General features: G+C 72.0%; 20 protein-coding genes. 13 read left to right on the top strand and 7 right to left on the bottom strand.

From position 1 onward, the window contains the following. The first annotated feature begins 2 nt into the window (after window positions 1-2). The 4 genes from ACLII4_RS14905 to ACLII4_RS14920 all read left to right on the top strand — a co-directional run bounded on the left by ACLII4_RS14905 (window position 3) and on the right by ACLII4_RS14920 (window position 4821). A complete protein-coding gene (locus ACLII4_RS14905) occupies window positions 3-728 on the top strand; it encodes a glycosyltransferase family 2 protein (protein ID WP_412068192.1) in 726 nt (241 codons plus the stop codon). After that, window positions 725-2308 (top strand): DUF6798 domain-containing protein, encoded by a 1584-nt coding sequence (locus ACLII4_RS14910; protein ID WP_412068193.1) that lies wholly within the window; start codon window positions 725-727, stop codon window positions 2306-2308. Before ACLII4_RS14905 ends, ACLII4_RS14910 begins: the two co-directional genes overlap by 4 nt. 57 nt (window positions 2309-2365) lie before the next feature. Beyond that, a complete protein-coding gene (locus ACLII4_RS14915) occupies window positions 2366-3430 on the top strand; it encodes a glycosyltransferase family protein (RefSeq protein ID WP_412068194.1) in 1065 nt (354 codons plus the stop codon). A gap of 71 nt (window positions 3431-3501) precedes the next feature. After that, the gene (locus ACLII4_RS14920; protein ID WP_412068195.1) at window positions 3502-4821 is read left to right on the top strand and encodes an aminotransferase class I/II-fold pyridoxal phosphate-dependent enzyme; all 1320 of its coding nucleotides are present in this window, start codon (window positions 3502-3504) and stop codon (window positions 4819-4821) included. 58 nt (window positions 4822-4879) lie between these two features. Here ACLII4_RS14920 and ACLII4_RS14925 read toward each other — a convergent pair whose 3' ends face one another. Next, window positions 4880-7402 carry a cation:proton antiporter gene (locus ACLII4_RS14925; protein WP_412068196.1) on the bottom strand — a complete coding sequence of 841 codons (2523 nt, stop codon included), beginning with the start codon at window positions 7400-7402 and terminating at the stop codon, window positions 4880-4882. A gap of 84 nt (window positions 7403-7486) precedes the next feature. Between ACLII4_RS14925 and ACLII4_RS14930 the strand changes: the two genes are divergently transcribed. From ACLII4_RS14930 to ACLII4_RS14940, 3 genes are read left to right on the top strand one after another with little or no spacing between them, the layout of a single operon-like run. Continuing rightward, entirely contained in the window at window positions 7487-8620 is a 1134-nt protein-coding gene (locus ACLII4_RS14930) for an N-acetyltransferase family protein (protein ID WP_412068197.1), read from the top strand. A gap of 57 nt (window positions 8621-8677) precedes the next feature. Then, window positions 8678-9853, top strand: coding sequence for an NAD(P)/FAD-dependent oxidoreductase (locus ACLII4_RS14935; protein ID WP_412068198.1), 1176 nt, complete (start codon window positions 8678-8680; stop codon window positions 9851-9853). An 8-nt stretch (window positions 9854-9861) separates the two neighbouring features. After that, window positions 9862-10443 carry a hypothetical protein gene (locus tag ACLII4_RS14940; RefSeq protein WP_412068199.1) on the top strand — a complete coding sequence of 194 codons (582 nt, stop codon included), beginning with the start codon at window positions 9862-9864 and terminating at the stop codon, window positions 10441-10443. Here the strand turns inward: ACLII4_RS14940 and ACLII4_RS14945 are convergent. After that, the gene (locus tag ACLII4_RS14945) at window positions 10377-11075 is read right to left on the bottom strand and encodes a response regulator transcription factor (RefSeq protein ID WP_412068200.1); all 699 of its coding nucleotides are present in this window, start codon (window positions 11073-11075) and stop codon (window positions 10377-10379) included. The two genes, ACLII4_RS14940 and ACLII4_RS14945, sit on opposite strands and share 67 nt — an antisense overlap. Window positions 11076-11203: 128 nt before the next feature. On the opposite strand from ACLII4_RS14945, the gene ACLII4_RS14950 reads away from it, so the two are divergent. The 3 genes from ACLII4_RS14950 to ACLII4_RS14960 all read left to right on the top strand — a co-directional run bounded on the left by ACLII4_RS14950 (window position 11204) and on the right by ACLII4_RS14960 (window position 13794). After that, window positions 11204-12418: a sensor histidine kinase gene (locus ACLII4_RS14950; RefSeq protein ID WP_412068201.1), complete on the top strand. Its 1215-nt coding sequence runs from the start codon at window positions 11204-11206 to the stop codon at window positions 12416-12418. Window positions 12419-12431: 13 nt separating this feature from the next. Further along, window positions 12432-13046, top strand: a complete 615-nt coding sequence (locus tag ACLII4_RS14955; RefSeq protein WP_412068202.1) for a response regulator — start codon at window positions 12432-12434, stop codon at window positions 13044-13046. A 118-nt stretch (window positions 13047-13164) separates the two neighbouring features. Further along, window positions 13165-13794, top strand: coding sequence for a hypothetical protein (locus ACLII4_RS14960; protein WP_412068203.1), 630 nt, complete (start codon window positions 13165-13167; stop codon window positions 13792-13794). Between the two features lie 83 nt (window positions 13795-13877). Here the strand turns inward: ACLII4_RS14960 and ACLII4_RS14965 are convergent, their stop codons facing one another. Then, window positions 13878-14495 (bottom strand): DUF6992 family protein, encoded by a 618-nt coding sequence (locus tag ACLII4_RS14965; RefSeq protein WP_412068204.1) that lies wholly within the window; start codon window positions 14493-14495, stop codon window positions 13878-13880. A gap of 46 nt (window positions 14496-14541) precedes the next feature. On the opposite strand from ACLII4_RS14965, the gene ACLII4_RS14970 reads away from it, so the two are divergent. The 3 genes from ACLII4_RS14970 to ACLII4_RS14980 all read left to right on the top strand — a co-directional run bounded on the left by ACLII4_RS14970 (window position 14542) and on the right by ACLII4_RS14980 (window position 16974). Continuing rightward, window positions 14542-15027, top strand: coding sequence for an FxsA family protein (locus tag ACLII4_RS14970; RefSeq protein WP_412068205.1), 486 nt, complete (start codon window positions 14542-14544; stop codon window positions 15025-15027). A 100-nt stretch (window positions 15028-15127) separates the two neighbouring features. Next, window positions 15128-16042: a DMT family transporter gene (locus ACLII4_RS14975; RefSeq protein WP_412068206.1), complete on the top strand. Its 915-nt coding sequence runs from the start codon at window positions 15128-15130 to the stop codon at window positions 16040-16042. 23 nt (window positions 16043-16065) lie between these two features. Continuing rightward, a complete protein-coding gene (locus ACLII4_RS14980) occupies window positions 16066-16974 on the top strand; it encodes a DUF3667 domain-containing protein (protein WP_412068207.1) in 909 nt (302 codons plus the stop codon). On the opposite strand, the gene ACLII4_RS14985 is transcribed toward ACLII4_RS14980, so the two are convergent. The 4 genes from ACLII4_RS14985 to ACLII4_RS15000 form a co-directional block, all read right to left on the bottom strand. After that, on the bottom strand, window positions 16971-17561 hold the full coding sequence (locus tag ACLII4_RS14985; protein WP_412068208.1) for a signal peptidase II: 591 nt from the start codon (window positions 17559-17561) through the stop codon (window positions 16971-16973). The two genes, ACLII4_RS14980 and ACLII4_RS14985, sit on opposite strands and share 4 nt — an antisense overlap. A gap of 51 nt (window positions 17562-17612) precedes the next feature. Beyond that, on the bottom strand, window positions 17613-20912 hold the full coding sequence (ileS, locus tag ACLII4_RS14990) for an isoleucine--tRNA ligase (protein ID WP_412068209.1): 3300 nt from the start codon (window positions 20910-20912) through the stop codon (window positions 17613-17615). A 240-nt stretch (window positions 20913-21152) separates the two neighbouring features. Beyond that, a complete protein-coding gene (locus ACLII4_RS14995) occupies window positions 21153-21773 on the bottom strand; it encodes an alpha/beta hydrolase (protein ID WP_412068210.1) in 621 nt (206 codons plus the stop codon). Beyond that, window positions 21770-22606, bottom strand: a complete 837-nt coding sequence (locus ACLII4_RS15000) for a purine-nucleoside phosphorylase (protein WP_412068211.1) — start codon at window positions 22604-22606, stop codon at window positions 21770-21772. Before ACLII4_RS15000 ends, ACLII4_RS14995 begins: the two co-directional genes overlap by 4 nt. Window positions 22607-22664: the final 58 nt, after the last annotated feature.

A 22664-nucleotide genomic window follows, 5' to 3' on the forward strand; every position in this document is an offset into this window, starting at 1 on the left:
CCATGCCGCGCGTGTCCCTCGTCCTGCCCGCCCTCAACGAGGCCGACAACCTCGAAGCGGCGGTCGCCCAGGCACGCGGCCCGCTGGCCCGGATCAGCGACGACTGGGAGATCGTGCTCGTCGACGACGGCTCGACCGACGGCACGGGCGCGCTCGCCGACCGGCTGGCGGCTGCCGACGACCGTGTCCGGGCGGTGCATCACCCCGAGAACAGAGGCCTGGGCGCGGCCGTGCGGACCGGCTTCGACGCCGCACGCGGCGACGTACTGATCTACGCCGACTCCGACCTGCCCTTCGACATGGCCGCGCTCGTCGAGGCGTGGCAGCTGATGCAGTCGTCGGGTGCCGATCTCGTGACGGGCTACCGAACCAACCGCGAGGTCGAGGGCATGGTCCGGCACGTCCAGTCCGTCGCGTACACCCGCCTCATCAACGGCTTGCTCGGCTTCCCCGTTCGCGACGTCAACTTTGCGCTCAAGATGGCGAGGCGCGAGGTCGTGGAGCGGGCGCGGCTGACCAGCGAGGGCTCGTTCATCGACGCCGAGCTGGTGGCGCGGGCGCGCGAGGAGGGGTTCACGATGGCCCAGTTCGGCGTCGTCTACACGCCGCGCGTGGCGGGCGAGTCGACGCTCGCGCGGCCCGGCGTGATCGCCCGGATCGTCTACGACTTGACCCGGTTCCGGCTCGGTCGCCGTCGGCGTCTCCGGGCGTCGGCCCAGCTCGCGTGAGCGGCGACCGCTGGACGCGTTGGGGCTGGGTGGCCGTGCTCGCGGCGCTCGCGTATGTCGTCAAGCACGGCGTGACGTACGGCGTCGGCGACCACGACGAGATGCTGCCGCAGTTGCTGCGGATGATCGACCCGGACCTCTACCCACGCGACTGGTTCGTGGTCGAGCAGGGCGGGCGGTTCACCGTGCGGACGCCGTTTCTGTGGCTCCTGCGGGTCGTGACACTCGGGATGCCCGTCGGCGCGGCGGTGGGCGCGGTGCAAGCGGCAGGGCTGATCGGCGTCGGCGCGGGCGCCTACCGGCTGGCGCGCGCGCTCGGCGTCGAGCGGCCGGCGGCGGCGCTGGCCACCGTCGTGGCGGTCGGCGTGGTGCCGACGTGGGCGCTGTCGGGGAGCGCGCTGGCGTTCCGCGCGCTCGTGCCCGAGATGCTGGCGTGGGCCGTCGCGTTGCCGGCCATCGTCTGGGTGATCGAGGGCAAAACGATCCGAGGCGGCGCGCTCCTGGGCGCGGCCGCGTATCTGCAGCTGCTGGTGGGGGCGCTGACGACCGGCGTGCTCGGGCTGGCGATCGTGCTCGGGGCGCTGGGCGGGACGCACCGCGATCGGTGGGCAACGGCGCTCCGGCTCGGCGGCGCAGCCCTCGTGGTCGCCCTGCCGCTCGTCCTCTTTGTGCTGCACGACCGCTCGACCGGCCCGCCGATCCCGGCCGACGGCCTCTCGTCGTATTTCCTGATCGCCGAGCTCCGCCTCCCCCACCACTACCTCCCGAGCCTGTTCGGCGCCGACCGCTGGCTCCGGTTCGCGATGGTGGCCGTCCCTGGCGTCGCCGCGCTGGCGTGGCTCCGGCGGCGCGGTCAGCCGCTCGTGTTTGTCGAGCGGTTCGGGCTGGCGGTCGCCTTCGTCTGCGGCGTCGCGTGGCCGCTCGTCGAGGCCGCAGACTCGCTGTTCGTAGCCCAGCTCCAGGTGTTCAAAACGACGGTGCTGCTGGTGACGCTCCTCGTCGTCGCGATTGCCGCCGCCGGTCTCGACGCCCTTCCTGACCGGCTCCGGTCGCTGGCGGACGCCCCGTTCCGACATCCGGGGTGGGCGTGGGGCGGGACGCTTGGGGCCGTCGCGCTGGCGGGCCTCCTGGTCGCCGCCGGGCCGCTCCGGGCCAAGGCCGGGCCGCTCGTCCGCGACGCCGACGAGGTCGCCGTCGAGGCGTGGGCGCGGGCCAACACGCCGATCGACGCCCTGTTCGTGGTGCCGCCGTCGAACACGTCGTTCCGCACCGCCAGCCGCCGGTCGGTCGCCATCACGTACAAGCCGACCTCGTTCCAAGAGGGGTCGACACACGTCTGGTACGACCGACTCCTGACCGTCGCGCCCGCCGCCGCCGACAGCCCGACGCGTGGATTCGCCTTCGCCGAGGCGCTCGACGCGGCGTACGCCGCCAATCGCGTGACCGACTGGCAGCGCCTCGCCGAGGCGTGGGGCGTCGACTATGCGCTCGTCGACCGCGAGGGGACGCCGACGCCGCCCGACGCCGAGCCCGTGTTCGCCTCCGGGCGCTGGGCGATCGTCCCATTGCGGGCGCGCTGACGGGGCCGGAACGGCAGCGACGGCGCTCGGGTTGAGGCGCCACACAGACCCGTCGCGGTGGCCCACCTCGTCTACGCGCTCTGCGGCCACGGCCGGGGGCACAGCTCCCGCGCCCGCGCCGTCGCCGCCACGCTCGTCGGGCGCGGCCACCGGGTCACGTTCGCCGCCGACGCGCCGGCCGCCGACCGCTTCGAGGCCGACGGGCTCGCCGTCCGCCGCGTCCCTGGGCTCCGGCAGGTGCTGCACGCCAACCGGGTGCGCCTACTGGCGACGGCGCGCGAGAACCTCGACCTGACGTGGCGGAGCCCCGAGATCATCGCCGACGCGGCGGCGTGGCTGACCGACGCCGGGGCCGACCTCGTGATCACCGACCACGAGCCGTTTTTCGCGCGCGCGGCGCCCCGAGTGGGCGTGCCCGTCGTGGCGCTGAGCCACCAGCTCATTCTCACCGAGACGCGCCCCGCCGTGCCGCTCCGCCACCGGATGTCGGCGCTCGGGACGGCGCTCGGCATCGGGGTGCTGGCGCCGTCCGCCCCCGCCGCCGCGATTGTCCCGTCGTTCTTTTTCCCGCCGCTCCGGCGCGGCTCGACGGCGACCCTCGTTCCCCCGATTCTGCGCGACGACGTGCTGGCGCTGCGCCCGTCTTGCGGAAACCGGGTGCTCGTGTACCTCAACGAGGGGGACGGGATGGAGGCGATGCTGGCGGCGCTGGCGGGCGTCCCGGCCGATGTCTACGGGCTCGGCGAGGGCCCTGCGCCAGCGGGTATCCGGCGCAAGGCGCCGTCGCGGGAGGCGTTTCTGGCGGCCCTCGCCTCGGCCCGCGCCGTCGTCGCGACGGCCGGGTTCACGCTCCTGTCCGAAGCCTTGCACCTTGGGAAGCCGATCCTCGCCCTCCCCAACCGGGGCTTTTTCGAGCAGGCCGTCAACGCCCACGCGCTCGTCGCGCTGGGGCGCGGGGAGGCGGTCGAGCGGGCGCTCCGCCCAGACGACCTGCCACGGTTCCTCGACCGCGCCGACGCCTACGATCGGCCGCCCGCGCTCGATGGCGTCGCCGGCCGCGAGCAGGCCGCCGACGCCATCGAGCGCGTCTTGGGCGTCTCCCGACACCGCGTCGCGGCGTAGGGCCTTTCACCCGCTTTTGCGCAACGCCGGCCCGGGCCCGGGTATCTTCGACAGATCGCCCTCCCGGCTCTATGACCGTCCCTGACTTCCTCGGCCAGCAGCCCTCGGGCCCCACCATCGATCCCGACGCGCGGCCCGAGGCCTCGGTCTTCGACAAGGCGACCGCCTTTTTCTCCCCGGACGGGACGTACCAGAGGGTCCACGCCGCCGGGCTGTACCCGTTTTTCCGGGCGATCGAGGTCAACGAGGGCACGACGGCGATCATGGATGGCAAGGAGACCATCATGGCGGGGTCGAACAACTACCTCGGCCTGACTTCGGACCCGCGCGTGCAGGAGGCGGCCAAGGCGGCCATCGACAAGTACGGTACGGGCTGCACAGGGAGCCGCTTTCTGAACGGCACGCTCGACCTGCACCTGGAGCTGGAAGAGCGGCTGGCGACGTTCATGCGCAAGGAGGCGTGTGTGCTGTTCTCGACCGGCTACATGACGAACCAGGGGCTCCTTCAGAGCCTGGCGGGCCGGGGCGACGTCATCTTTTCGGACAAGGACAACCACGCCTGCATCCTGGCTGGGCAGAAGGTCTCCGACGCCGAGACCGTCCGCTACCGCCACAGCGACATGGCGCACTTGCGGACGTTCCTGGAGCGGATCTCGACCGAGCGCCCCGACGCCGGGAAGCTGATCGTGACCGACGGCGTGTTCTCGATGTCGGGGACGCTGGCGAAGGTGCCCGAGTTGGTGGCCCTCGCGGAGGAGTTCAGCGCGGGTCTGATCCTCGACGACGCGCATGCTGTCGGCGTGATCGGCGACGGCGGCCGGGGCACGGCGTCGGAGTTCGGGCTCGAGGACCGCGTCCACCTCACGACGGGCACGTTCTCGAAGAGCTTCTCCTCGCTCGGCGGGTTCGCCGTCGGCGACGAGACCGTCGTCGAGTACATCCGCCACACCGCGAGCACCCACATCTTCTCGGCCTCGATGCCGCCGCCCGCCGTAGCGACCGTCCTCGCGTGCCTCGACATTTTGGAGCAGGAGCCCGAGCGCCTCGACCGGCTGGCGGAGATCTCCGACTACATGCGCGACGGCTTCCGCAGCCTGGGCTTCGACGTGTGGGCCTCGCAGACACCCATCATCCCGGTCGTCATCGGCGAGATGTACCGCTGCTTCGCGTTCTGGAAGGATCTCTTGGAGGCGGGCGTGTTCACGAACGCCGTCGTGCCCCCCGCCGTCCCGCTCGGCCAGTCGCTGATGCGGACGAGCTACATGGCGACGCACACCGACGAGGAGCTCGACCGCGTGCTGGCGGCCTTCGAACAGGTCGGTCTGGCACACGAGGTGATCGCGCCCGGCGGCGTGCCCGGGGCGGCGATGCGCAAGAACGGGACGGCGTAGCGCCACGCCCCAGGAGGCGCGGGGGTCCGGAGAGAGGTCGTAAAACTCCGACGGCCCCTCAGGCCGGCTGAGACGGGATGCCGAGGGACTCCGCACTGCGCTCCGCGCGGACGGCTCGAACGAGCGCCTCGCGCGCCTCGTCCGGTGTCGCCGCTCGGCGGACTGCCTCGATGGTCGCGTCGTCGTGCACCATGCGGGCCACCAGCGCGAGCCAGCGGAGGTAGGTCGCCGTCGGCGTGTCGGTGGGGACGACCAGCACAACGATGAGAATTGTCGGGCCGTCACCGCCGAGGGCGATCCCGTCGGCGACGCCGACCGTGAGCACGGGCAGGGCGACCGCCTCGGTGCGCGCGTGGGCCAGCACCACGCCGGGTCGGATCGGGGCGAGCGGCGCCTCAGCGAGGCCGGCGAGCACCTCGGCCCGAGCCTCCGGTCCGACGGCGTCTCCCAGCACGCGGTCGACGACCTTGGCAACAGAGCCCTCACCGACCGCCAGCCGCACGCGGTCGCTGGTGAACGCGTCGATGAACGCCCGCTCCCCGCCGGTCAGCCGGCCGGGGCGGATGGCGGTGGTCGGTACCTGGCCGGGATAGAGCACCAGGAGGGGATGCGCCGGGTGGGCACGCGCGAGCGCGCGGGGCAGCCGGTCGAGCCCGGTCCGCCACGCGACGGACCCCTCGCGCGCAGAGACGACGGCGAGCGCATCGGTGGGCCGCGCCTGGGAGGCCAGCACCGCCTCCAGATCGGCCCAGTCGGCGAGAGCGAGCGTCTCGGGGGGCGGGCCGCTCCGCCGCGCGAACGCGCCGACGACGCCCGCGGGGTCGGCCGAGAGAATGGTGAGGCTGGCGCCGGCACGGGCGGCCAGCCCGGACAGGAGCCGTGCGGCGCTCGCGAACCCGGGCGCGCGCTCGGCGAGCGGGGGGACCGCGACGATCAGCCGGCCGACGGCCCCGATCGGCCCGGCGCCCCGGGCCACCAGCACGGCCGCCGAGGTCTCCCGCAGGACGCGGTCCGGCACGCTCCCGAACAGGAGCTGCGCCGCCGCCGCGCTCCCATCCCACCCGATGACGAGCGTCGTCGCGCGCGTCTCGGCCGCTGCCCGCGCGAGCGCCCGGGCGACGTTGGACTCCGACCGGACGAGCGGCAGCACCGGGACGGCCGCGCCGGCCGCGTGGACGACGGCGACCGACAGCAACTGCTCGCCCCGGGCGACGGCGGCGTCGCGGTCCACTCCCCCACCGACGACGGTCACGGCCACGAGCGGCTCGGTCGCGTCGGGCTCGCGCGCCAGCAGGGCGAGGTCGACGAGCGGGCCGACCGTCGCGGGGTTGGAGAGCGACACCAGCAGGCGCGAGCGCGCGGGCGCCGCCGAGACGCGCGCCTTCGACGCCGCCGAGACGCGGCGCCCGGCCACCTCGGCCACCCAGGGCCCGACCAGACAGGTCACGAACACCATCGCGATCGTCCCGTTGAGCACGGCCTCGTCGAACAGGCCGACCTGGACGCCGACGAGCACGGCCGCGAGCGTGGCAGCGGCTTGCGGGACGGTGAGCCCGAACACGAGCCGGATCTCGTCGGCGGAAAAGCCGAGCGCTCGGCCCGAGGCCCACGCGGCGGCGCCCTTCATCAGCATCACGGTCGCCACCATCCCGACGGCGACGGCCCACGACCGCGCGGCGTCGGGGCCGCCCATGAAGGCACCCAGGTCGACCAGCATCCCCGTCGAGAGCAGGAAGAAGGGCACGAACAGGGCGTTGCCCACGAACGACACGCGGTTCATCAGCGCGCTGCCCTCGGGGACGAGGCGGTTGAGCGCCAGCCCGGCCAGGAACGCCCCGATGATGGGCTCGACGCCGATGGCCTCGACGCCGAGCGCGCAGACGAAAACGGTCGCCAGCACGAACACGAACTCCGTCGTCGCGTCCGGCGCCACGCGGCGCAGAAACCACGCGCCGAACCGGGGCACGCCCCACAGCACAACGCCCCCGAAGACGGCGAGGGCGGCGACGACCCGGACCACGACGGCGAGGTCGGCTCCCTGCCCGGTCCGCGCGCCCGTCGCCACGACCGCCAGCACCAGCAGCGCCAGCGTGTCGGTCAGGATCGTCGCGCCGATCGACGCCGTGACCGCGCGCTCGCGCTGGAGCCCCAGGCGGGCGACGCTCGGGTACGCCAGCAAGGTGTGGCTGGCGAAGACGCTCCCGAGCAAGACGGCTGCCGGCCACCCCATCCCGAACGCCAGCCGCCCGAGGGCGACGCCGACGACCTGGGGCAGGATGAACGTTAAGCCGCCGAGTACCAGGCTTTGCCGCCGGTGCTGAACGAACTCGTGGAGGTCGACCTCGAGCCCGGACAGGAACAGGATGTAGAGCAGCCCGACGGTGCCCAGGAGCACCATCGTCGGGTCGCGGTCGAGCACGCCGAGGGCGTGCGGCCCGAGCGCCACGCCGGCCGCCAGCAGCACGACGGCCGACGGGATGGACCGCCGCGCCAGCAGGGGCGCCGCGAGCAGCACGAGCAGCACGGCCGTGAACACGGCCACGGGATCGACGAGCGGGAGGTCCAGCGCGAGCACGAGCATCGGGTGGGGCCCCCGGGTGAGCGGCCGGCGAGGGGGGCCGAGGATACGGAACCGGCGACCCGCGCGGTCGGGCTAGCTTCCCGGATGCCCCAACTCACCGTCCGCCCCGCCGTCTCGTCCTCCGACCGCGCCGCGTTCCTCGATTTCCCGTACGGCCATTACGCCGACGACCCCCACTTCGTCCCGCCGCTGCGAATGGATCAGAAGGGGGTGCTGAACCCGAAGAAGAACCCCTTCTTCGAGCACGGTGCGCTGCAGCCCTTCCTCGCCGAGCGCGATGGCGAGATCGTCGGCCGGATCGCCGGGATCGAGAACGGCCAGCACCTCGCCACGTACGGCGACGGCAACGGGTTCTTCGGCTTTTTCGAGTGCGTCGAGGACTACGCCGTGGCCCACGCGCTACTCGACGCGGCCGCCGACTGGCTCCGCGCACGCGGCCTGACCGGTGTCCGCGGCCCGACAAACCCGACCATGAACGACGTGGCGGGCCTGCTCGTCGACGGGTTCGACCGGCCGCCGTCGATCCTCCTCCCCTACAACAAGCCGTACTACGCCGAGTACCTGGAGCGGTGGGGCTTCGAGAAGGCCATGACGATGTGGGCGTACTACGTCCACGAGGCGTACCTCGACATGGCGCGGATGGCGCGCGGCGCCGAGATCGTCGGGCGCCGCAGCCCGGGCGTCACGCTCCGCCCGCTCGACCCCAAGCGGTTCGACGAGGACATCGCGGCGGCGATGCGGATCTACAACGAGGCCTGGGCCGAGAACTGGGGCCACGTCCCGTACACCGAGGCCGAGGCGCTCCACCTCGCCAGCGAGATGAAGCCGGTGATCGAGCCGGACCTCTTCCTGTTCGCCGAGCTCGACGGCGAGCCCATCGCCTTCTCGGCGTCGCTCCCGAACCTCAACCAGGCGCTGAAGCATCTGCCCAGGGGTCGGCTGGCGTCGCTCGGGCTGCCCAAGCTGCTCGGGTCGTGGAAGCTCGGCGGCGTCTACGAGATCCGGATGGCGCTGATGGGCGTGCTCCCGGCGCACCGCAACAAGGGGCTCGACGCGCTCCTCATCCACCACACGATCGTCAACGGCCGCCGCGACGGGTACCAGGCCGCCGAGCTGTCGTGGGTGCTCGACTCGAACCAGCCGCTCAAGAACGCGCTCGACCGGCTCAACTGCACCCAGGACAAGGAGTACGCGATGTTCCAGGCCTCGCTGGCGTGACCCTTCGGACCCGCCGGACGCCCGTGGCGTGAGACGCGCCCCCTCCCCGTCGCCCCTGTGCTGACCCTCGTCCTCGTCGGAGGCGGCCACGCCAGCCTGCCCGCCCTCGCCGACGCCCGTCGGCTGGCGGCCGAGACCGGCGCCGCCGTCACGCTCGTCTCGGACCGCCCCGCGCTGTGGTACTCCGGAATGGTGCCCGAGTGGCTCGGCGGCGTCTACACCGAGGCGGACGTGACCGTCCCGCTGGCGCCGATCTGTGACCGCGAGGGCGTCCGGTTTGTCGAGGCCGAGGCCCTCCGGCTCGACCGCGACGCCCGGGAGGTGGTGCTCGCCGACGGCCGTCGGGTGGCCTACGACCTGGCCGCCATCGACGTGGGCGCCGTCAACCCGGGCCGCGAGCGGGCGACCGGCGCGACGACCGCCAAGCCGCTGTGGCACATCGCCGACCTGGGCCGGTTTTTGGACGCGCGGCACACGGGGCGTCGGCGGTTGGCGATCGTCGGGGGCGGGGCCGCGGGCACCGAAGTCGCCCTCAACGTGACCGCCCGCTCGGACGCCGACGTCCACGTGACGATGCTCGACCCGGGCGATCGGTTGTGCGCCGGGCTCCCCCCCCGCCTGGGCCGGGCGGCCGCAAGCACGCTCCGCGAGCGCGGCGCGACGGTGCGCCTCGGCGCCAGCGCGGCCTCGGCCGACGGCGGCGGCGTCCGGCTCGACTCAGGCGAGCACGTCGAGGCGGACGCCGTGCTGTGGGCGACGGGCTCGACGGGCCACCCGCTGCTCCGGGCCTCGGGCCTCTCCCTCACCGACGACGGGGTCGCGCGGACGGACACGGGGCTCCGGTCCATTGACGACGGACGCGTGTTCGTGGCTGGAGACGCCGCCGCAGTGGCCGGGCATGAGGGGCTCCGGCGGGTCGGCGTCCATGCCGTGAAGCAGGGGCCGGTGCTGCGCGAGAACCTGGGGCAGGCGCTGGCGGCGCTGGCGCGGGGCGACGATCCCGCGCGGATCGCGCTCCGCCCGTTCCGCCCCTACCCCATCGTCCCGCTCCTGGTCTCGACCGGCGGCCCGAACGCGTGGTGGACAGCAGGCCCCGTCGCCCTCCGGTCCGGGCTGGCGCTCCGCGTCAAACACGCCGTGGACCGCCGGTGGATCGACCGGTACCGCGACGGCGCGTCCTACCTGAGACACTGGGACGATCGACATGCCTCGGGCACGTCTGTCCGGTCCTAGACTTGCGCATGGCCGTCCGCCTCCTCCTGCTCGCCCTCGCCCTCGCCGCCTGCGGACCCGGCGACCAGGCCCCCGAACCCTCGCCGGACGCGGCGCCCGCAACGCCCGGCGACCAGACGACTCACCTCCCCCCAGCGGGTGCGCCGGACGGGCGCGGCGACGCCTTCGAGGACGAGGCGCAGCCCTATGACGGATCGGCCATCGTCTTCGACCCCTCGGAGCCTCCCGAGACGGTCGTCGAGATCCCGCCCCGGCCCGCCCCGCCCACGCCCCGTCCGTCGACGCCCCCTCCCCCGCCTGCCCCGGAGCCCCTAGGCCCGTCGGGGAGCTGTGACGTGCGCCCGACCGAGGGGTACTGCTTCGCGTTCACCGGCGAGACGTGGACGCCGAGCGCCGCCCGGTCCCAGTGCGCCGCGGCCCCCGACGCGGCGTACGCGCCCGCCGCGTGCCCCCTCGACGGCCGCGTGGCGACCTGCACCTTCGAGCGGCCGTCCCAGCCGGGTCGCGAGATCGTCTATACGTACTACGCGCCGTACGACCCGAGACTGGCGGAGCTGGCCTGCCCGGGGACGTTCGCTCGCGTCGAGTAGACGAGGGGCCGCGGCTCGCCGCCGCGGTTCGCCGGGCCCACCAGCCCCTCGCCCCAGCCCCGGGCGACCGCCTCGTACCACGAACTGGCATCGAGCTTGTCATAGAGGCTCGACAGGATCGCGGCGGCGGCCTGAGGCGTGGTCGCGAGCACGGTGTCGAGGGTGCCGGCGCTCCCACACGCGGCGAGGTGCCGGAGGGCCGTCGTCTCCTCGGCCGTGAGCGGCGCCGAGGCGCCGGCGTCGGCCTCGAACCACCGGCTCTCGCCCGCGGCGACGGCGCGGATCGCCTCTCCGATCCGCCCGACGGGGGCCTCTTTCGAGAGGTACCCCGACGCCCCGGCTTGCAGTAGATGCGCCACGTGGACCGGATCGCTGTGCGACGAGTGTGCCAACACCCGGCACCGCATCTCCGCCAGTCGCGAGGCGACCTGGACGCCGTCCAGCCCTCCCGACAACTCGATGTCGAGCACAACCACGTCGGGCTGTACCGCCCCGATGAGCCGGACCGCTTCATATCCGGTCTCCGCCTCTCCAACGACGATGATGTCGGGGCAGGCAGCGAGGGTCTGCCGAAGCAGCGCGCGGAGGAGCGTGTGGTCCTCGGCGAGGACGACACGAATCGGAGGAGCCATGGGATTGATCCGGGGAGACCTGCAAGGGTAGGCAGGGGCCACGGTCGGCGTATGGGCTCGGCGCACTAGTGGGGCTAGCGCCCGATGCTGAGGCGCTGGGGTAGGGGGCACCCGGTACATTGGTGGCCGTGATCCAACTCTCAGCCCTCCTCTCCCGCTCATCGCCGCTGACGCGCTGGATTGCCGTCATCATGGCCGTGGTCTCGCCGGCCTTGTCGGCTCAGGCGCCTGCTCCCGACGCAGAATTGTGGGACGGAGTCATCATTGACCCAAACACCCAACAGGTCACCGCATTTACCATAGACGGCGAAGGCAGGTTGCAGTTTGAGTTTTACCAGAACGTCCCACTCGGCATCGAGGGGATGCCAATCCTGGACAGCCTCGAGGTCCCGGATGCGGAGGCGAGCCTCAAGATTAGAGACCTCAGGTACATTTCTGATCTGTACGACCACGCCCTCGGAGACAGTCTGGCCGCCGGGTTCGTCTCCGTCACGTACAGGCGCAACCGGGTACGCTTGATGTTCGACCAGGGAGTTCCTCTTTGGGGCGCAATCCTGGCTTCAGCGAGTCTGCTCCTGATCGGGGGGATGGGGGTCGGCTTGTTCCTCACCCGACGGGAACGTCGTCGAGTCGCTGCAGAGACGTCGGAGAGGCAGCGCGCCTTCCATGCCCGTGAGGCGGAGAGGTCTCGGCTCGCTCGGGAGCTCCACGACGGCCCCCTCCAGGATGTGCATGCGCTCCGCATGCTATCCGGCACCAGCGACCCCGAATCGATGGACCGCGAGGCGGCGAGGATCGCTCGCGAGCTCCGGGCGATCGCGGAGGGCCTTCGCCCCCCCGCTCTTGGCCGATTCGGCTTGTCGGCGGCCCTGTCCGCTCACGCCAACCGGGTCAAGGACCGCTACCCCAACGTCGCGATCCGCTTGAAGCTGGACGAGGACGGGGTCGAAGCCGACGCACTGCCCGACATCGTGCGGTCGTCGCTGTTCCGCGTCGTCCAGGAGTCGATCACGAACGCCATCGAGCACGGCGGTGCCGAGCGCCTTCACGTCTCTCTACGCCTCCCACCGCGATCAACGGACGGCAAGATCGAGGTGGAGGTCGTCGACGACGGGTCGGGGTTCGCCTGGGCCGACGGCACTCCAGATTTGTCCGCGTTGGCTGACGGTGGGCACTTCGGGCTCGTCGGCATGCACGAGCGTGCCGCCGCCATCGGGGGGTGCCTCGACCTGATACCCGTCGGTCTGGACGGCAAGGGCGCGACGGTTCGTGTTTCTGTCCCCGACATGCGGGAGCCCGGTGCATCTTCTTCTTCGAAGCGCCGTCGACTCACTCCCGCCTAAGCCCTCCGCGGCCATGCCAGCCCTCCCCGCCGTCCGCACCATCCTCATCGACGACCACCCGGCGCTTCGCGCGGGCGTCCGCGCGGAGCTCGAGCGATCCGGCCGGATCGAGGTCGTGGCAGAGGCCTCGGACGGAGAGCACGGGATCGAGGCGTGCCTGCGGCTCGAACCCAATGTGGTCCTGCTCGACATGGAGATGCCCGGCATGGACGGTGTGGCCGTGGCCGAGCGACTCCGTGAGCTCGACCTCCCCACCCGGATCTTGGCGTATTCGGCCTACGACGATGCGGCCTACGTCACGGCGATGCTCCAGGCTGGGGCGGCGGGCTACGTGACGAAGGACAAGCCGATGTCGCTCGTCGTCGAAGCCGTGGAGGCGGTCGCTCGCGGAGAGGGCCGCTGGTTCGTCAGTATCAATGCACCGGACGGCCTGGACGTGCCGATCTCAGACCGCGAGCTCGAAGTGGTCCGGCTGATGGCCCGTGGCAAGGACAACTACGAGATCGCCGAGACGCTCGGGATCTCGCCCAACACGGTCCGCAACCACGTTTCGTCGGCCTACGACAAGCTCGGCGTGTCGTCTTGGCGGCAAGCGGTCGCGTGGGCCTGGGAGCACGGCTTGGTCTAGTGGCAACTGCGTGGGGCGCAACCGGTTGATGCGCCGGTACTAAACAGAATGCGAGTGGTGCGTCAGGCCGGCCGGACTGAGAGCGGGTAGGCTCTGGTCTCCCCAACCCACTCCGCCCATGCGCTCACCCGCTCTCGCCCTGGCCGCCCTGCTGGCCGTCTCCCTCGCCGCCTGCGACTCGGCCTCGTCGTCGTCGTCGCCCGCCACCTCCGTCACGCTCGACGCCCGGGCTCTTGGCGCGGCGGACATTTACTACGATCTCGAGCCGCTCGCCCTCGGGGAAACCTTCTCTGCGACGCTCGAAGCCGGTGGCGATACGTTCACCATGCGTTCGACGCGCACGGCCGTGGGATACGTCGACACGTTTGAGCCGCCGGCTGGCGTCGAGCGCGTCCGAGTGACCTACGAGTTCGAGGGTGTCGAAGTGGCCAAGGCGCTCGTGATCGACTCCCCCGGTGTCATTGAAGCGGGTACGTCCACCGATGAGGGCACCTCCTGGCACTGGGAACGCGACAACGACGGCACGCTCCGCTTGGCGAAGGACATTGAGGCCCGTTCCAATGACGGGGCGATCGACGTCCCGGGGCGCGAGTACGGCACCCTGTACACGACGCCGTCCGGCGAGCAGGTCCGCGTCACGCACGTTTGGTTCGAAATGATCGGCGGCCCCGACCTGGAGCCCGAGGCGATCCGGTTCGAGACCCCGCGTGGCTTCGAGATCGCGACTGCCAACCTCACGCGCCGCTAAGCGACCGCGCGTAGCTAGCCCGTGCGCCGGTCGCCCCTGGGTGGCCGGCGCGCCGTGGTGTCGACGTGCTCGTGAGGCCACCTCTACAGCGGGACGACGAGCACCACGCCCTGTGCGGTCGCTGCGAAGTCAGCGGCCCCGACGAGATCGAGGAGTGCGCCAAGACGGGCGCGCGAGGCCACGACCGCGATGCCGTCGAGCGCGAGCAGGCCCACGCCCTGGACAACGAGCGCGGCGCCGTGGCCTCGCCACGCGTCGGGTGTCGACACGCCGCGCCCTGCGACGGCGAACAGGGTCGTGCCGACCGCTGCGTAGCCGACGTTCAGCCCGAGGTTGACTAGTAGCACGTCCGCGTAGCCGTTCTCGGCCGCCAGCGCGGCGGCGAGGTCGGCAGTGACCTCGCCCGTCCCGCCCACCAGCCCGACCGCCGCGATCCCAACGTTGATGACGCCCCAGGCGGCCGACTGCACGCCGAACGCCCACCGTCCCGGCGCGCCCGTCCGGTCCGACGCCAGCACCAGCGCCGCGCCGCCGACGGCGTTCGCCAGCCCCCACGCGCCGACCCGCCACAAGTGCGCGCGCTGATCGGCACGAAGAGCGTCGGACAGCTCGGCGACCGGGGTGGCGCGCGTCGCGGCCGGCTGGGCTGCGAGCGGAGCCGCGATCAAGACGAGGGCCGTGAGGACCCGGAGGTGAGGCACGGAGGTTCAGGGCGGGCGCGTTTGCATCTACACCCCCCGCCTGCCCGTGTTCGGCCGTCTCTTCCTGCTCTTCTTGGTCGTCCCGCTCGTCGACCTCGCCCTGCTCGTCCACGTCGGCGGCCGGATCGGCTTCTGGCCCACGGTCGCCATTGTCGTGCTGACAGCCATGATCGGGTCGTGGTTGGCGCGGCGCGAAGGCGTCGCCGCGTGGCAGCGGCTCCAGACGAAGCTGGCGACCGGCGGGGTGCCCGGCCCGGAGGTCGTGGACGGGGCGGTCATCCTGATCGCCGGGACGTTGCTGCTGACGCCGGGCTTTTTGACCGACATCGCCGGCTTGCTCGGCCTGTTTCCGCCCACGCGGGCGCTGGCGCGGCGGGCGCTTCAGTCGCGGTTCAAGAAGGCCGTCACGGGCGGGTCGATCCGCGTCGCGAGCGCCTCGTTCGGGGCGCCGATGGGCCCGTCCCCGTTTGCCCGGCCGCCGGTTGTGGAGGACGCTGAGGTGATCGACGACGGATCGGGCGAGCCCGCGTAGCCCGCCCGCCCGCGCGTGACCGGCCGGTGGAGGGCGCGCCGAGATCGCGTGGATCGGAGGTGATCGGAGAACGACGCCCGAGCCGGGCCGTTGCCGCGACATGCCCGTTTCCGCCCCTCCCATCGCCGACCCCGCCGCCGTGGCCCTCTCCGCCGACGAGCGGCGCGAGCGATTCCACGGCGTGCTCTACATGCTGATGGCAGCGCTCGGGTTCAGCGCGATGAGCCTGCTCGTCAAGGTGGCCTCGGCAACGTTCCCGACGATGGAACTGGTGTTCGCGCGGTCGGCGTTCATGGCCGGGCTAACGTACCTCGCGCTCCGGGCCGAGGGCACGCCCGCGCTCGGCGTCGACCGCACGACGCTGTTCCTTCGCGGCGCCGTCGGGGCGATCGCGCTCAGCCTGTTCTACTTCGGCATCGGCCGGCTGCCCCTGGGCGACGCCGTCACCATCCAGTACACCGCGCCCGTGTGGACGGCGCTGACGGCGGCGCTGCTGATCGGCGAGCGCTTGCGGTTGCCCGTGCTCGCGGGCGCCGCGCTCTCGCTGGCGGGCGTCGCGCTCGTGGCCCGGCCGACGGCCATTTTCGGCGGCGTCGCGCTCGACGGCTGGGGCGTCGCGGCGGTGGCGGTGGCGGCGGTGCTCTCGGGGCTGGCGTACACCTTCGTCCGCAAGCTGCGGATGACCGACCGGCCGATGACCATCATCTTCTACCTGTCGTGGATCGGGATGGTGGGCGCGCTGCCGTTCGCGCTCGGCGGGTGGGTGATGCCGACGGGCGGGCAGTGGGCGCTGCTGGCGGGGATCGGGCTGGCGACGCACGCCGGGCAGGTCGGCCTCACGAAGGGGATGGCGCGGCTGGAGGCGGGCACGGCGTCGTCGATCGGCTACCTGCAGGTCGTGCTCGCGTTCGTCTGGGGCGCGCTCTTCCTGGGCGACGCCGTCGACGGGTGGAGCCTGGCGGGCGCGGCGCTCGTGGTATCGAGCGTGCTGCTCGTCGTACGCCGGGCGCGGTAGCCCAAACCGCCGTTTCTTTCGGCGTGCCCGATGCCCCCCCCGCTCCCCCACCGACCGCGCCCCACGCGGCGTGCCCGTCGTGCGGGGCCGAGCGCACCGGTGCATACTGCACCGACTGCGGACAGCGCCACTTCGACCGCCGCCTGACGCTGCGCCAGCTGTGGAGCGACTTCGTCAGCCGAGCTTTCAGCCTGGACCGGGGCCTGTTCTACACCCTGTCTCGGCTCGCGGGCGGCCCCGGCCGCGTCCCCGCCGACTACGTCGCGGGCCGGCAGCGGCCCTACACGCACCCGCTGAGCTTCTACCTGCTGGTCGCCGCGCTCAGCCTGCTGTCGGCGTCGCTGTACCAGGAGCGGATCATCGAGAGCGCCGGGGAGGCGGGCGCCTCCATTATCCAGATCGCCGACGAGAACCCCGACGACGCAGACAGCCCCCTCGCCCTACTGCGCGCCGCGGCCGAGCGCGTTGACGGCGACGATGGGCAGGGCTTGATCCGCCGCTCGACGCAGATCCAGAACCGGCTCGCGACGCCGCTGCTGGTCTTTTTCGCCCTCTTCCTCGTCGGCCCGCTGCGGCTGGTGTTCGGGCGCCAGCGCAACGTCGCCGAGACCGCCATCTTCTCGCTCTACGTCGTCGGCTTCGCAACGCTCGGCGTCGCGCTCGTCTCACCGCTGCTGTTTCTGGCGCTCCCGATCGTCGCCGCGTCGCTCGTCCAGGCCATCCTCACCCTGCTGGCGTACGCCGGACTCACGGCGTGGGGGGCCGTCGGATTCTGGAACCCCGGGCGCAAGACCATCGCGAAGGCGGCCTTCGCGGGCCTCCTGGGCTACCTCGTCTATACCGTCGTCGTGGGTATGGTGTCCATCGTGCTTCTCGTCGGTGAGTTGCTCGACGCGGCGGGGCTGACCTGGCGCGAAGTCCTGAGCGCCTAGGCCTCCGCCGTCGGGACCGCCAGCGGGGCGGGCTCGGCGGCGGCATCGCGCGCCAGGACGGCCTCGTGGAATCGTCCCTGCGTGATCAGGATCAACGCCACGCCCGCGATAATGGCCACGTCGGCGATGTTGCCGATCGGAAACAGCGCGACGCCGCGCCCGAACACGTCGCCCTGCCACAAGTCGATGTGCAGAAAGTCGACGACACAGCCGTAGAACGGGCGGTACGACTCGGGCGGCGACGGGTAGCACTCGCCGAACGCCATCCCGTAGAACACGCGGTCGATGACGTTGCCGAACGCGCCCCCAAGCACGAGCGCCAGCGCCAGCCGGTACCCGAACGGCGCCCACTTTACCCGGTACAGGTAGACCGCGATCAGCACCGTCGCCGCGATCGAGAACAGCGTCAGGAACAGCTTGCTGCCGACCGTCAGCCCGAACGCCATGCCGGGGTTCTCGGTGAACGTGAACCGGAACAGCCGCCCGACGACCGGGATCGACTCGCCCAGCGCCATGTTGTACTTGACGACCAGCTTGGTCGCCTGGTCGGCGATGACGAGGAAAAACGTGACCCAGAGGACGCGCATATCGGGAAGGTTCGGGGTTCGTCGGGCGGGCCGGAGCGGCGGGTCCCGGGGCTAGAGCTTGCGGACGCCGACGGGGAACTGGGCGCCGGAGACCTCGACGGTCTGGACCAGGTCGCCGTCGGGGATCTCGACGAGCGCGACGGTCTCGGCGAGCGTCTCCGCCCGGACCGTCGCCGCAAACGCGGGCGCCGCGAGCGCGCCCTCGGCGATAAACGGCGCGAGCGCCGGCGGGACCGCGATCTCGACCGCGATCCGGTCGGACACGGCGAAGCCGGCCTCCTTGCGCAGGTTCTGGATCCGGTTGACGACCTCGCGAGCCACGCCCTCGGCGCGCAACGCATCGTCGAGCGTCGTGTCGAGTGACACGGTGACCGTGCGGGCCGAGCCGTCGGCGGCGGTCGCGGTCTCTTGGCGGACGACGTGGCCGGCGACGCCCTCGCTCTCGATGTCGAGGTCGCCGGGCCCGAGCACGACCGATCCGTCAGGCAAGAGCAGCTCGAGCTGACCGTCAGCCTCGTAGCGCGCCACGCTGGCGGAGTCGAGCCCGCGGACGGCTTCGTTCACGGCCTTCATCCGCTTGCCGAGCCGCCGCCCGAGCGCCTTGAAGTTGGGCTTGGCGCGCTTGGCGACCACGCCCGAGTCGCCCGCGGCCGTCTCCAGCCGCTTGAGGTTGACCTCGTCCAAGATCACGCCCTCCACCGACCGGACCGTGCTCTCGTCGACGCCGCCGACGCCCGTCACCACGAGCACGGAGGCGAGCGGCTGGCGGACATTGATCCCGGCCTCGTTGCGGAGCGCGAGTGTCGCCGTCGTGACGGCCCGCGCCAGCGCCATCCGGTCTTCGAGGTCGGCGTCGAGCCGAGCGCCGTCGGCCGTGGGGTACCGCTGGAGGTGGACCGAGCCGGTGTGGCCGAGCACGCCGTAGAGCCACTCCGAGGTGAACGGCGCGATCGGCGCCATCAGGCGTGAGACGACCTCCAGGCTCTCCCACAGCGTGTCGTACGCCGCCTGCTTGTCGGGGCCGCTGGCCTCGCCGTCCGCCTTCGCGCTCCAGAACCGGCGCCGCGAGCGGCGGAGCCACCAGTTCGACAGGTCGTCCACGAACGCCTCGACGGCGCGCGCGGCGCGCGTCGGGTGGTAGCCGTCGAGCGCCACGACCGCCTCGGCGACCGTCGACTGCAACCGACTCAGGATCCAGCGGTCGAGCTCACTCCGAGAGGCGGGCACCAGCGCGGTCGCCGCGTCATAGGCGTAACCGTCGAGGTTCGCGTAGGTCGCGAAAAAGCGGTACGTGTTGACCAGCGTCCCGAAAAACTTCCGCGTCGTCTCCTCGACGGCGGTGTCGGAGTAGCGCAGGTCCTCCCACGGGGGGCTCGCCGACATCATCGACCAGCGGATCGGGTCGGCGCCGTGCCGCGCGATCGCCCCGAACGGCTCAACGGCGTTGCCCTTCGACTTGGACATCTTGTTGCCCTCGGCGTCCAGGACCAGCCCGTTCACGACGACGTTCTTGTACGCCACGCGGTCGTCCACGAGCGCCGCGATCGCGTGCATCGTGTAGAACCAGCCGCGCGTCTGGTCGACGCCCTCGGCGATAAAGTCGGCCGGGACGTTGGCTTCGAACCGCTCGACGTTCTCGAACGGGTAGTGCCACTGGGCGTAGGGCATGGCGCCCGAGTCGAACCACACGTCGAGCAGATCCTCGACGCGGCGCATGGTCCCGCCGTTCGGGCCCGGCCACGTGAGGGCGTCGACGTAAGGGCGGTGGAGGTCGAGGCCGCCAAGCTCGGGGTTGATGGCCGCCTCGGGGAACGTGCCGCCGACCTTGGCGCGCAGCTCATCGACGGAGCCGACCACCTCGGTGTAGGGCTCCTCCCCTTCCTCTGGCGTGCGGTCATCGTCGAAGGTCTCGACCCAGATCGGGAGCGGCGTGCCCCAGAACCGCATCCGCGAGATCGCCCAGTCGACGTTGTTCTCGAGCCACTGCCCAAAGCGGCCCGTCCCGATGCCCTCGGGCTGCCAGTTGATGGTCTCGTTGAGCGCCACGAGCCGGTCCTTGACCGCCGTCGTGCGGATAAACCAGCTCTCGACCGGGTACTGCATCAGCGGCGTGCCCTTGCGCCAGTCGTGCGGGTAGTTGTGGACGAAGCTGTCCTCACGGTACAGCAGCCCGCGCGCGGCCAGGTCGCGGATGATGACGCGGTCGGCGTCCTTGAACCACATCCCGCCGAGCGCGCCGAAGCCTTCTTCGAAGGTGCCGTCCGGGCGGATCGGGTTGATGGTCGGCAGGCCGTGCTTGGTGCCCGTCGCCCAGTCGTCCATGCCGAAGGCCGGCGCGGTGTGGACGATGCCCGTGCCGTCGTCGGTCGTCACGTAGTCGGCCGCGACGACCTGCCAGGCCTCACTGTACGCGTCGACGCCGGCGCCGACGTACTCCGAGCGCGGGTCGGCATCCGCCCACATCGGCGTGTAGCGCTTGCCGACGAGGTCGGCGCCGGTCATCTCGGCCACGATCTCGTAGTCGCCCTTCAGCACGGCGCCCGCGCGGCTCTTGGCGACAATGAGGAACTCCTCCTCAGTGCCGGTCTCCGTCTCCACCATCTGCCGCGCCTTGACGTAGTGGATCCCCGACCCGACGGCCATCGCGGCGTTCGCCGGGACGGTCCACGGCGTCGTGGTCCACGCCAGCAGCGACGTCCGGGGCTCCTCGACGAGCCGCGCGCGGACGATCACCGAGGCGTCCTGGACCTCCTTGTAGCCCAGCGACACCTCGTGCGACGAGAGCACGGTCCCGTTCGCCGGGCTGTACCACTGGATCTTGTGGCCCTTCGTCAACAGCCCCTTGTCGTGGATCCGCTTGAGCAGGTTCCAGACCGACTCGATGTAGTCCGTCTCGAACGTGACGTACGGATCGGACAAGTCGACCCAGTAGCCCATGCGCACCGTGAGGTCGTCCCACAGGTCCTTGTACTTCAGGACGGAGGCGCGGCAGGCGGCGTTGTACTCGGCGATGCCGAAGGCCTCGATGGCGTCGCGGCCCTCCAGCCCGAGTTCCTTTTCGACCTCGATCTCGACCGGCAGCCCGTGCGTGTCCCAGCCCGCCTTGCGGTCGACGCGGAAGCCCTGCATCGTCTTGTAGCGGCAGAACAGGTCCTTGATGGTCCGCGCCATCACGTGGTGGATGCCCGGCTTGCCGTTCGCCGTCGGCGGGCCCTCGTAGAACACGAAGTGCGGGGCGCCCTCGCGGATCGCGAGCGACTGGCGGAAGGTGTCGGCGGCGGCCCACTGCGCCAGCACCGCCTCTTCGACGGCGACGGCGTCGAACGACTCGACCTCAGGATAGACGGGCATCTCGGCAGCGTGCGGGAGGGGGCGCGGAAGCTACCGCCGCCCCCTTGCGGCCTGGTGAAGCCCGGCCCGATTCCGGGTCTACCCCACCACGCGGCGGAGCCACGCGGCCACCTGCGCGCGCGCCGCCGCCATGTCGTGCCCCGTCCGTGCGTCGACCAGCATCGACGACCCGTGGACGCCGTGCTCGACGACGATGAATGTGGCGCCAGCGGCGGTCAGGACCTCGCGCTGCTCTCGCGCCTACGCCAGCCCCATCTCCGACGCGGGGCGGAGCACGAGCACGGGCGCCTCGACGTCGCCGATCCGGTCGCGCGCGCGGCAGTCCGCCATCGGCCCGCCCGAGGCTGGCGACGCGGCGACGACGCCCGCGACGGGCCGGTCGGCCGCGAGCCGGACCGCGAGCGCGGCGGAGTACGAGCTGCCCCACACGACGACGCGCTCGGCGCCATCCTCGGTCGCCCAGTCGAAGGCGGCCTCAAGATCTGGAGCGGCGTCGCAGAACGCGGCGGGCGTCCCGGCCGGGAGCGCCTCGACCGTCCGGTTGCCGACCCCGTGCGTGTCACCGCCCGAGCGCTGGTCCCAGGCGACGGCGCGGAGCCCGAGCCCGTTGAGCCACCCGATCAGCGGCCCGTACTCGCCGCGCCCGCTGGATCCCGCTTGATGGAACAGCAGCACGAGCGGGGCCGAGCGCGGCAGCCCGCCGTCATAGACCTCGCCGAAAACCGTGACGCCGTCGCTCGTGGTGACGGTGACGGTCGAGGTCGGCGCTTGCGCGCGGCTCGTGGGGGCCGGCTGGACGGGTGCCCCGCCGCACCCGATCGCGAGCACGGCCAGCGCGAGCGCCGAGGCGAGCCGCCTCACGCCAGCGAGGCCACCACGTCGCCCATCAGCGCCGTCAGCGTGGGCTCGGCGCCGGCGGCGGCTTCCAGGATGTCGGCGATGTTGACCGCTTCGAGCGAGTCGGGGAAGCACTCGTCGGTGATGACGGAGATGGCGAGGCAGCGCAAGCCGTGGTGGCGGGCCACGATGACCTCGGGGACGGTGCTCATGCCCACCACGTCCGCACCGATCTGGCGCAGGAACCGATACTCAGCGCGGGTCTCCAGATTCGGCCCCACCACGGCCACGTAGACGCCCTGCTGGAGCGCCACGCCGCGCTCCAGCGCCGCCGCCTCGGCCACGTCGCGCAGCTCGCGGTCGTAGGGCTCCGACATGTCGGGAAAGCGCGGGCCCCAGGCGTCCACGTTCGGGCCGGTCAGCGGGTTGACGCCCTGCAGGTTGATGTGGTCGGTCGTCAGCATCAGGTCGCCGCGCCGGTACAGCGGGTTCATGCCGCCCGCCGCGTTCGAGATCAGCAGCGCCTCGACGCCCAGCTCGGCCATCACGCGGACCGGCAGCGTAGCCTGCCACGCCGAGTAGCCCTCGTAGAGGTGGAACCGGCCCTGCATCGCCAGCACCTCGACGCCCCGCAGCGTACCGGCGATCAGCCGCCCCTCGTGGCTCTCGACCGTCGACAGCGGGAAGTTCGGGATCTCGCCGTAGGGGATCGACTCGCGCGCCTCGATCTCTTCGGCCAGCTTGCCGAGCCCGGTGCCCAGAATGATGCCGACGCGGGCCTTGCCTCCGGCCCGTTGGCGGATGGCATCGGCGGCGTCGCGGACCTGGGCGAGAGCGGTGTCGATGTCGGGAGTCATGGGGGTAGTGGCAGGGCCCCGGCAGAATCGCACACGCGAGCAAGCGAGGGGTGAGCGA

Origin of the sequence: Rubrivirga aquatilis, assembly GCF_046845665.1 — a bacterium.
Taxonomy (GTDB): domain Bacteria; phylum Bacteroidota; class Rhodothermia; order Rhodothermales; family Rubricoccaceae; genus Rubrivirga.

What these genes read in the sequence shown, in the direction of transcription:
- ACLII4_RS14905 (WP_412068192.1), top strand. Translation starts at nt 3, where the DNA reads ATGCCGCGCGTGTCCCTCGTCCTGCCCGCCCTCAACGAGGCCGACAAC.
- ACLII4_RS14920 (WP_412068195.1), top strand. Translation starts at nt 3,502, where the DNA reads ATGACCGTCCCTGACTTCCTCGGCCAGCAGCCCTCGGGCCCCACCATC.
- ACLII4_RS14925 (WP_412068196.1), bottom strand. Translation starts at nt 7,402, where the DNA reads ATGCTCGTGCTCGCGCTGGACCTCCCGCTCGTCGATCCCGTGGCCGTG.
- ACLII4_RS14930 (WP_412068197.1), top strand. Translation starts at nt 7,487, where the DNA reads ATGCCCCAACTCACCGTCCGCCCCGCCGTCTCGTCCTCCGACCGCGCC.
- ACLII4_RS14940 (WP_412068199.1), top strand. Translation starts at nt 9,862, where the DNA reads ATGGCCGTCCGCCTCCTCCTGCTCGCCCTCGCCCTCGCCGCCTGCGGA.
- ACLII4_RS14945 (WP_412068200.1), bottom strand. Translation starts at nt 11,075, where the DNA reads ATGGCTCCTCCGATTCGTGTCGTCCTCGCCGAGGACCACACGCTCCTC.
- ACLII4_RS14955 (WP_412068202.1), top strand. Translation starts at nt 12,432, where the DNA reads ATGCCAGCCCTCCCCGCCGTCCGCACCATCCTCATCGACGACCACCCG.
- ACLII4_RS14960 (WP_412068203.1), top strand. Translation starts at nt 13,165, where the DNA reads ATGCGCTCACCCGCTCTCGCCCTGGCCGCCCTGCTGGCCGTCTCCCTC.
- ACLII4_RS14975 (WP_412068206.1), top strand. Translation starts at nt 15,128, where the DNA reads ATGCCCGTTTCCGCCCCTCCCATCGCCGACCCCGCCGCCGTGGCCCTC.
- ACLII4_RS14985 (WP_412068208.1), bottom strand. Translation starts at nt 17,561, where the DNA reads ATGCGCGTCCTCTGGGTCACGTTTTTCCTCGTCATCGCCGACCAGGCG.
- ileS (WP_412068209.1), bottom strand. Translation starts at nt 20,912, where the DNA reads ATGCCCGTCTATCCTGAGGTCGAGTCGTTCGACGCCGTCGCCGTCGAA.
- ACLII4_RS15000 (WP_412068211.1), bottom strand. Translation starts at nt 22,606, where the DNA reads ATGACTCCCGACATCGACACCGCTCTCGCCCAGGTCCGCGACGCCGCC.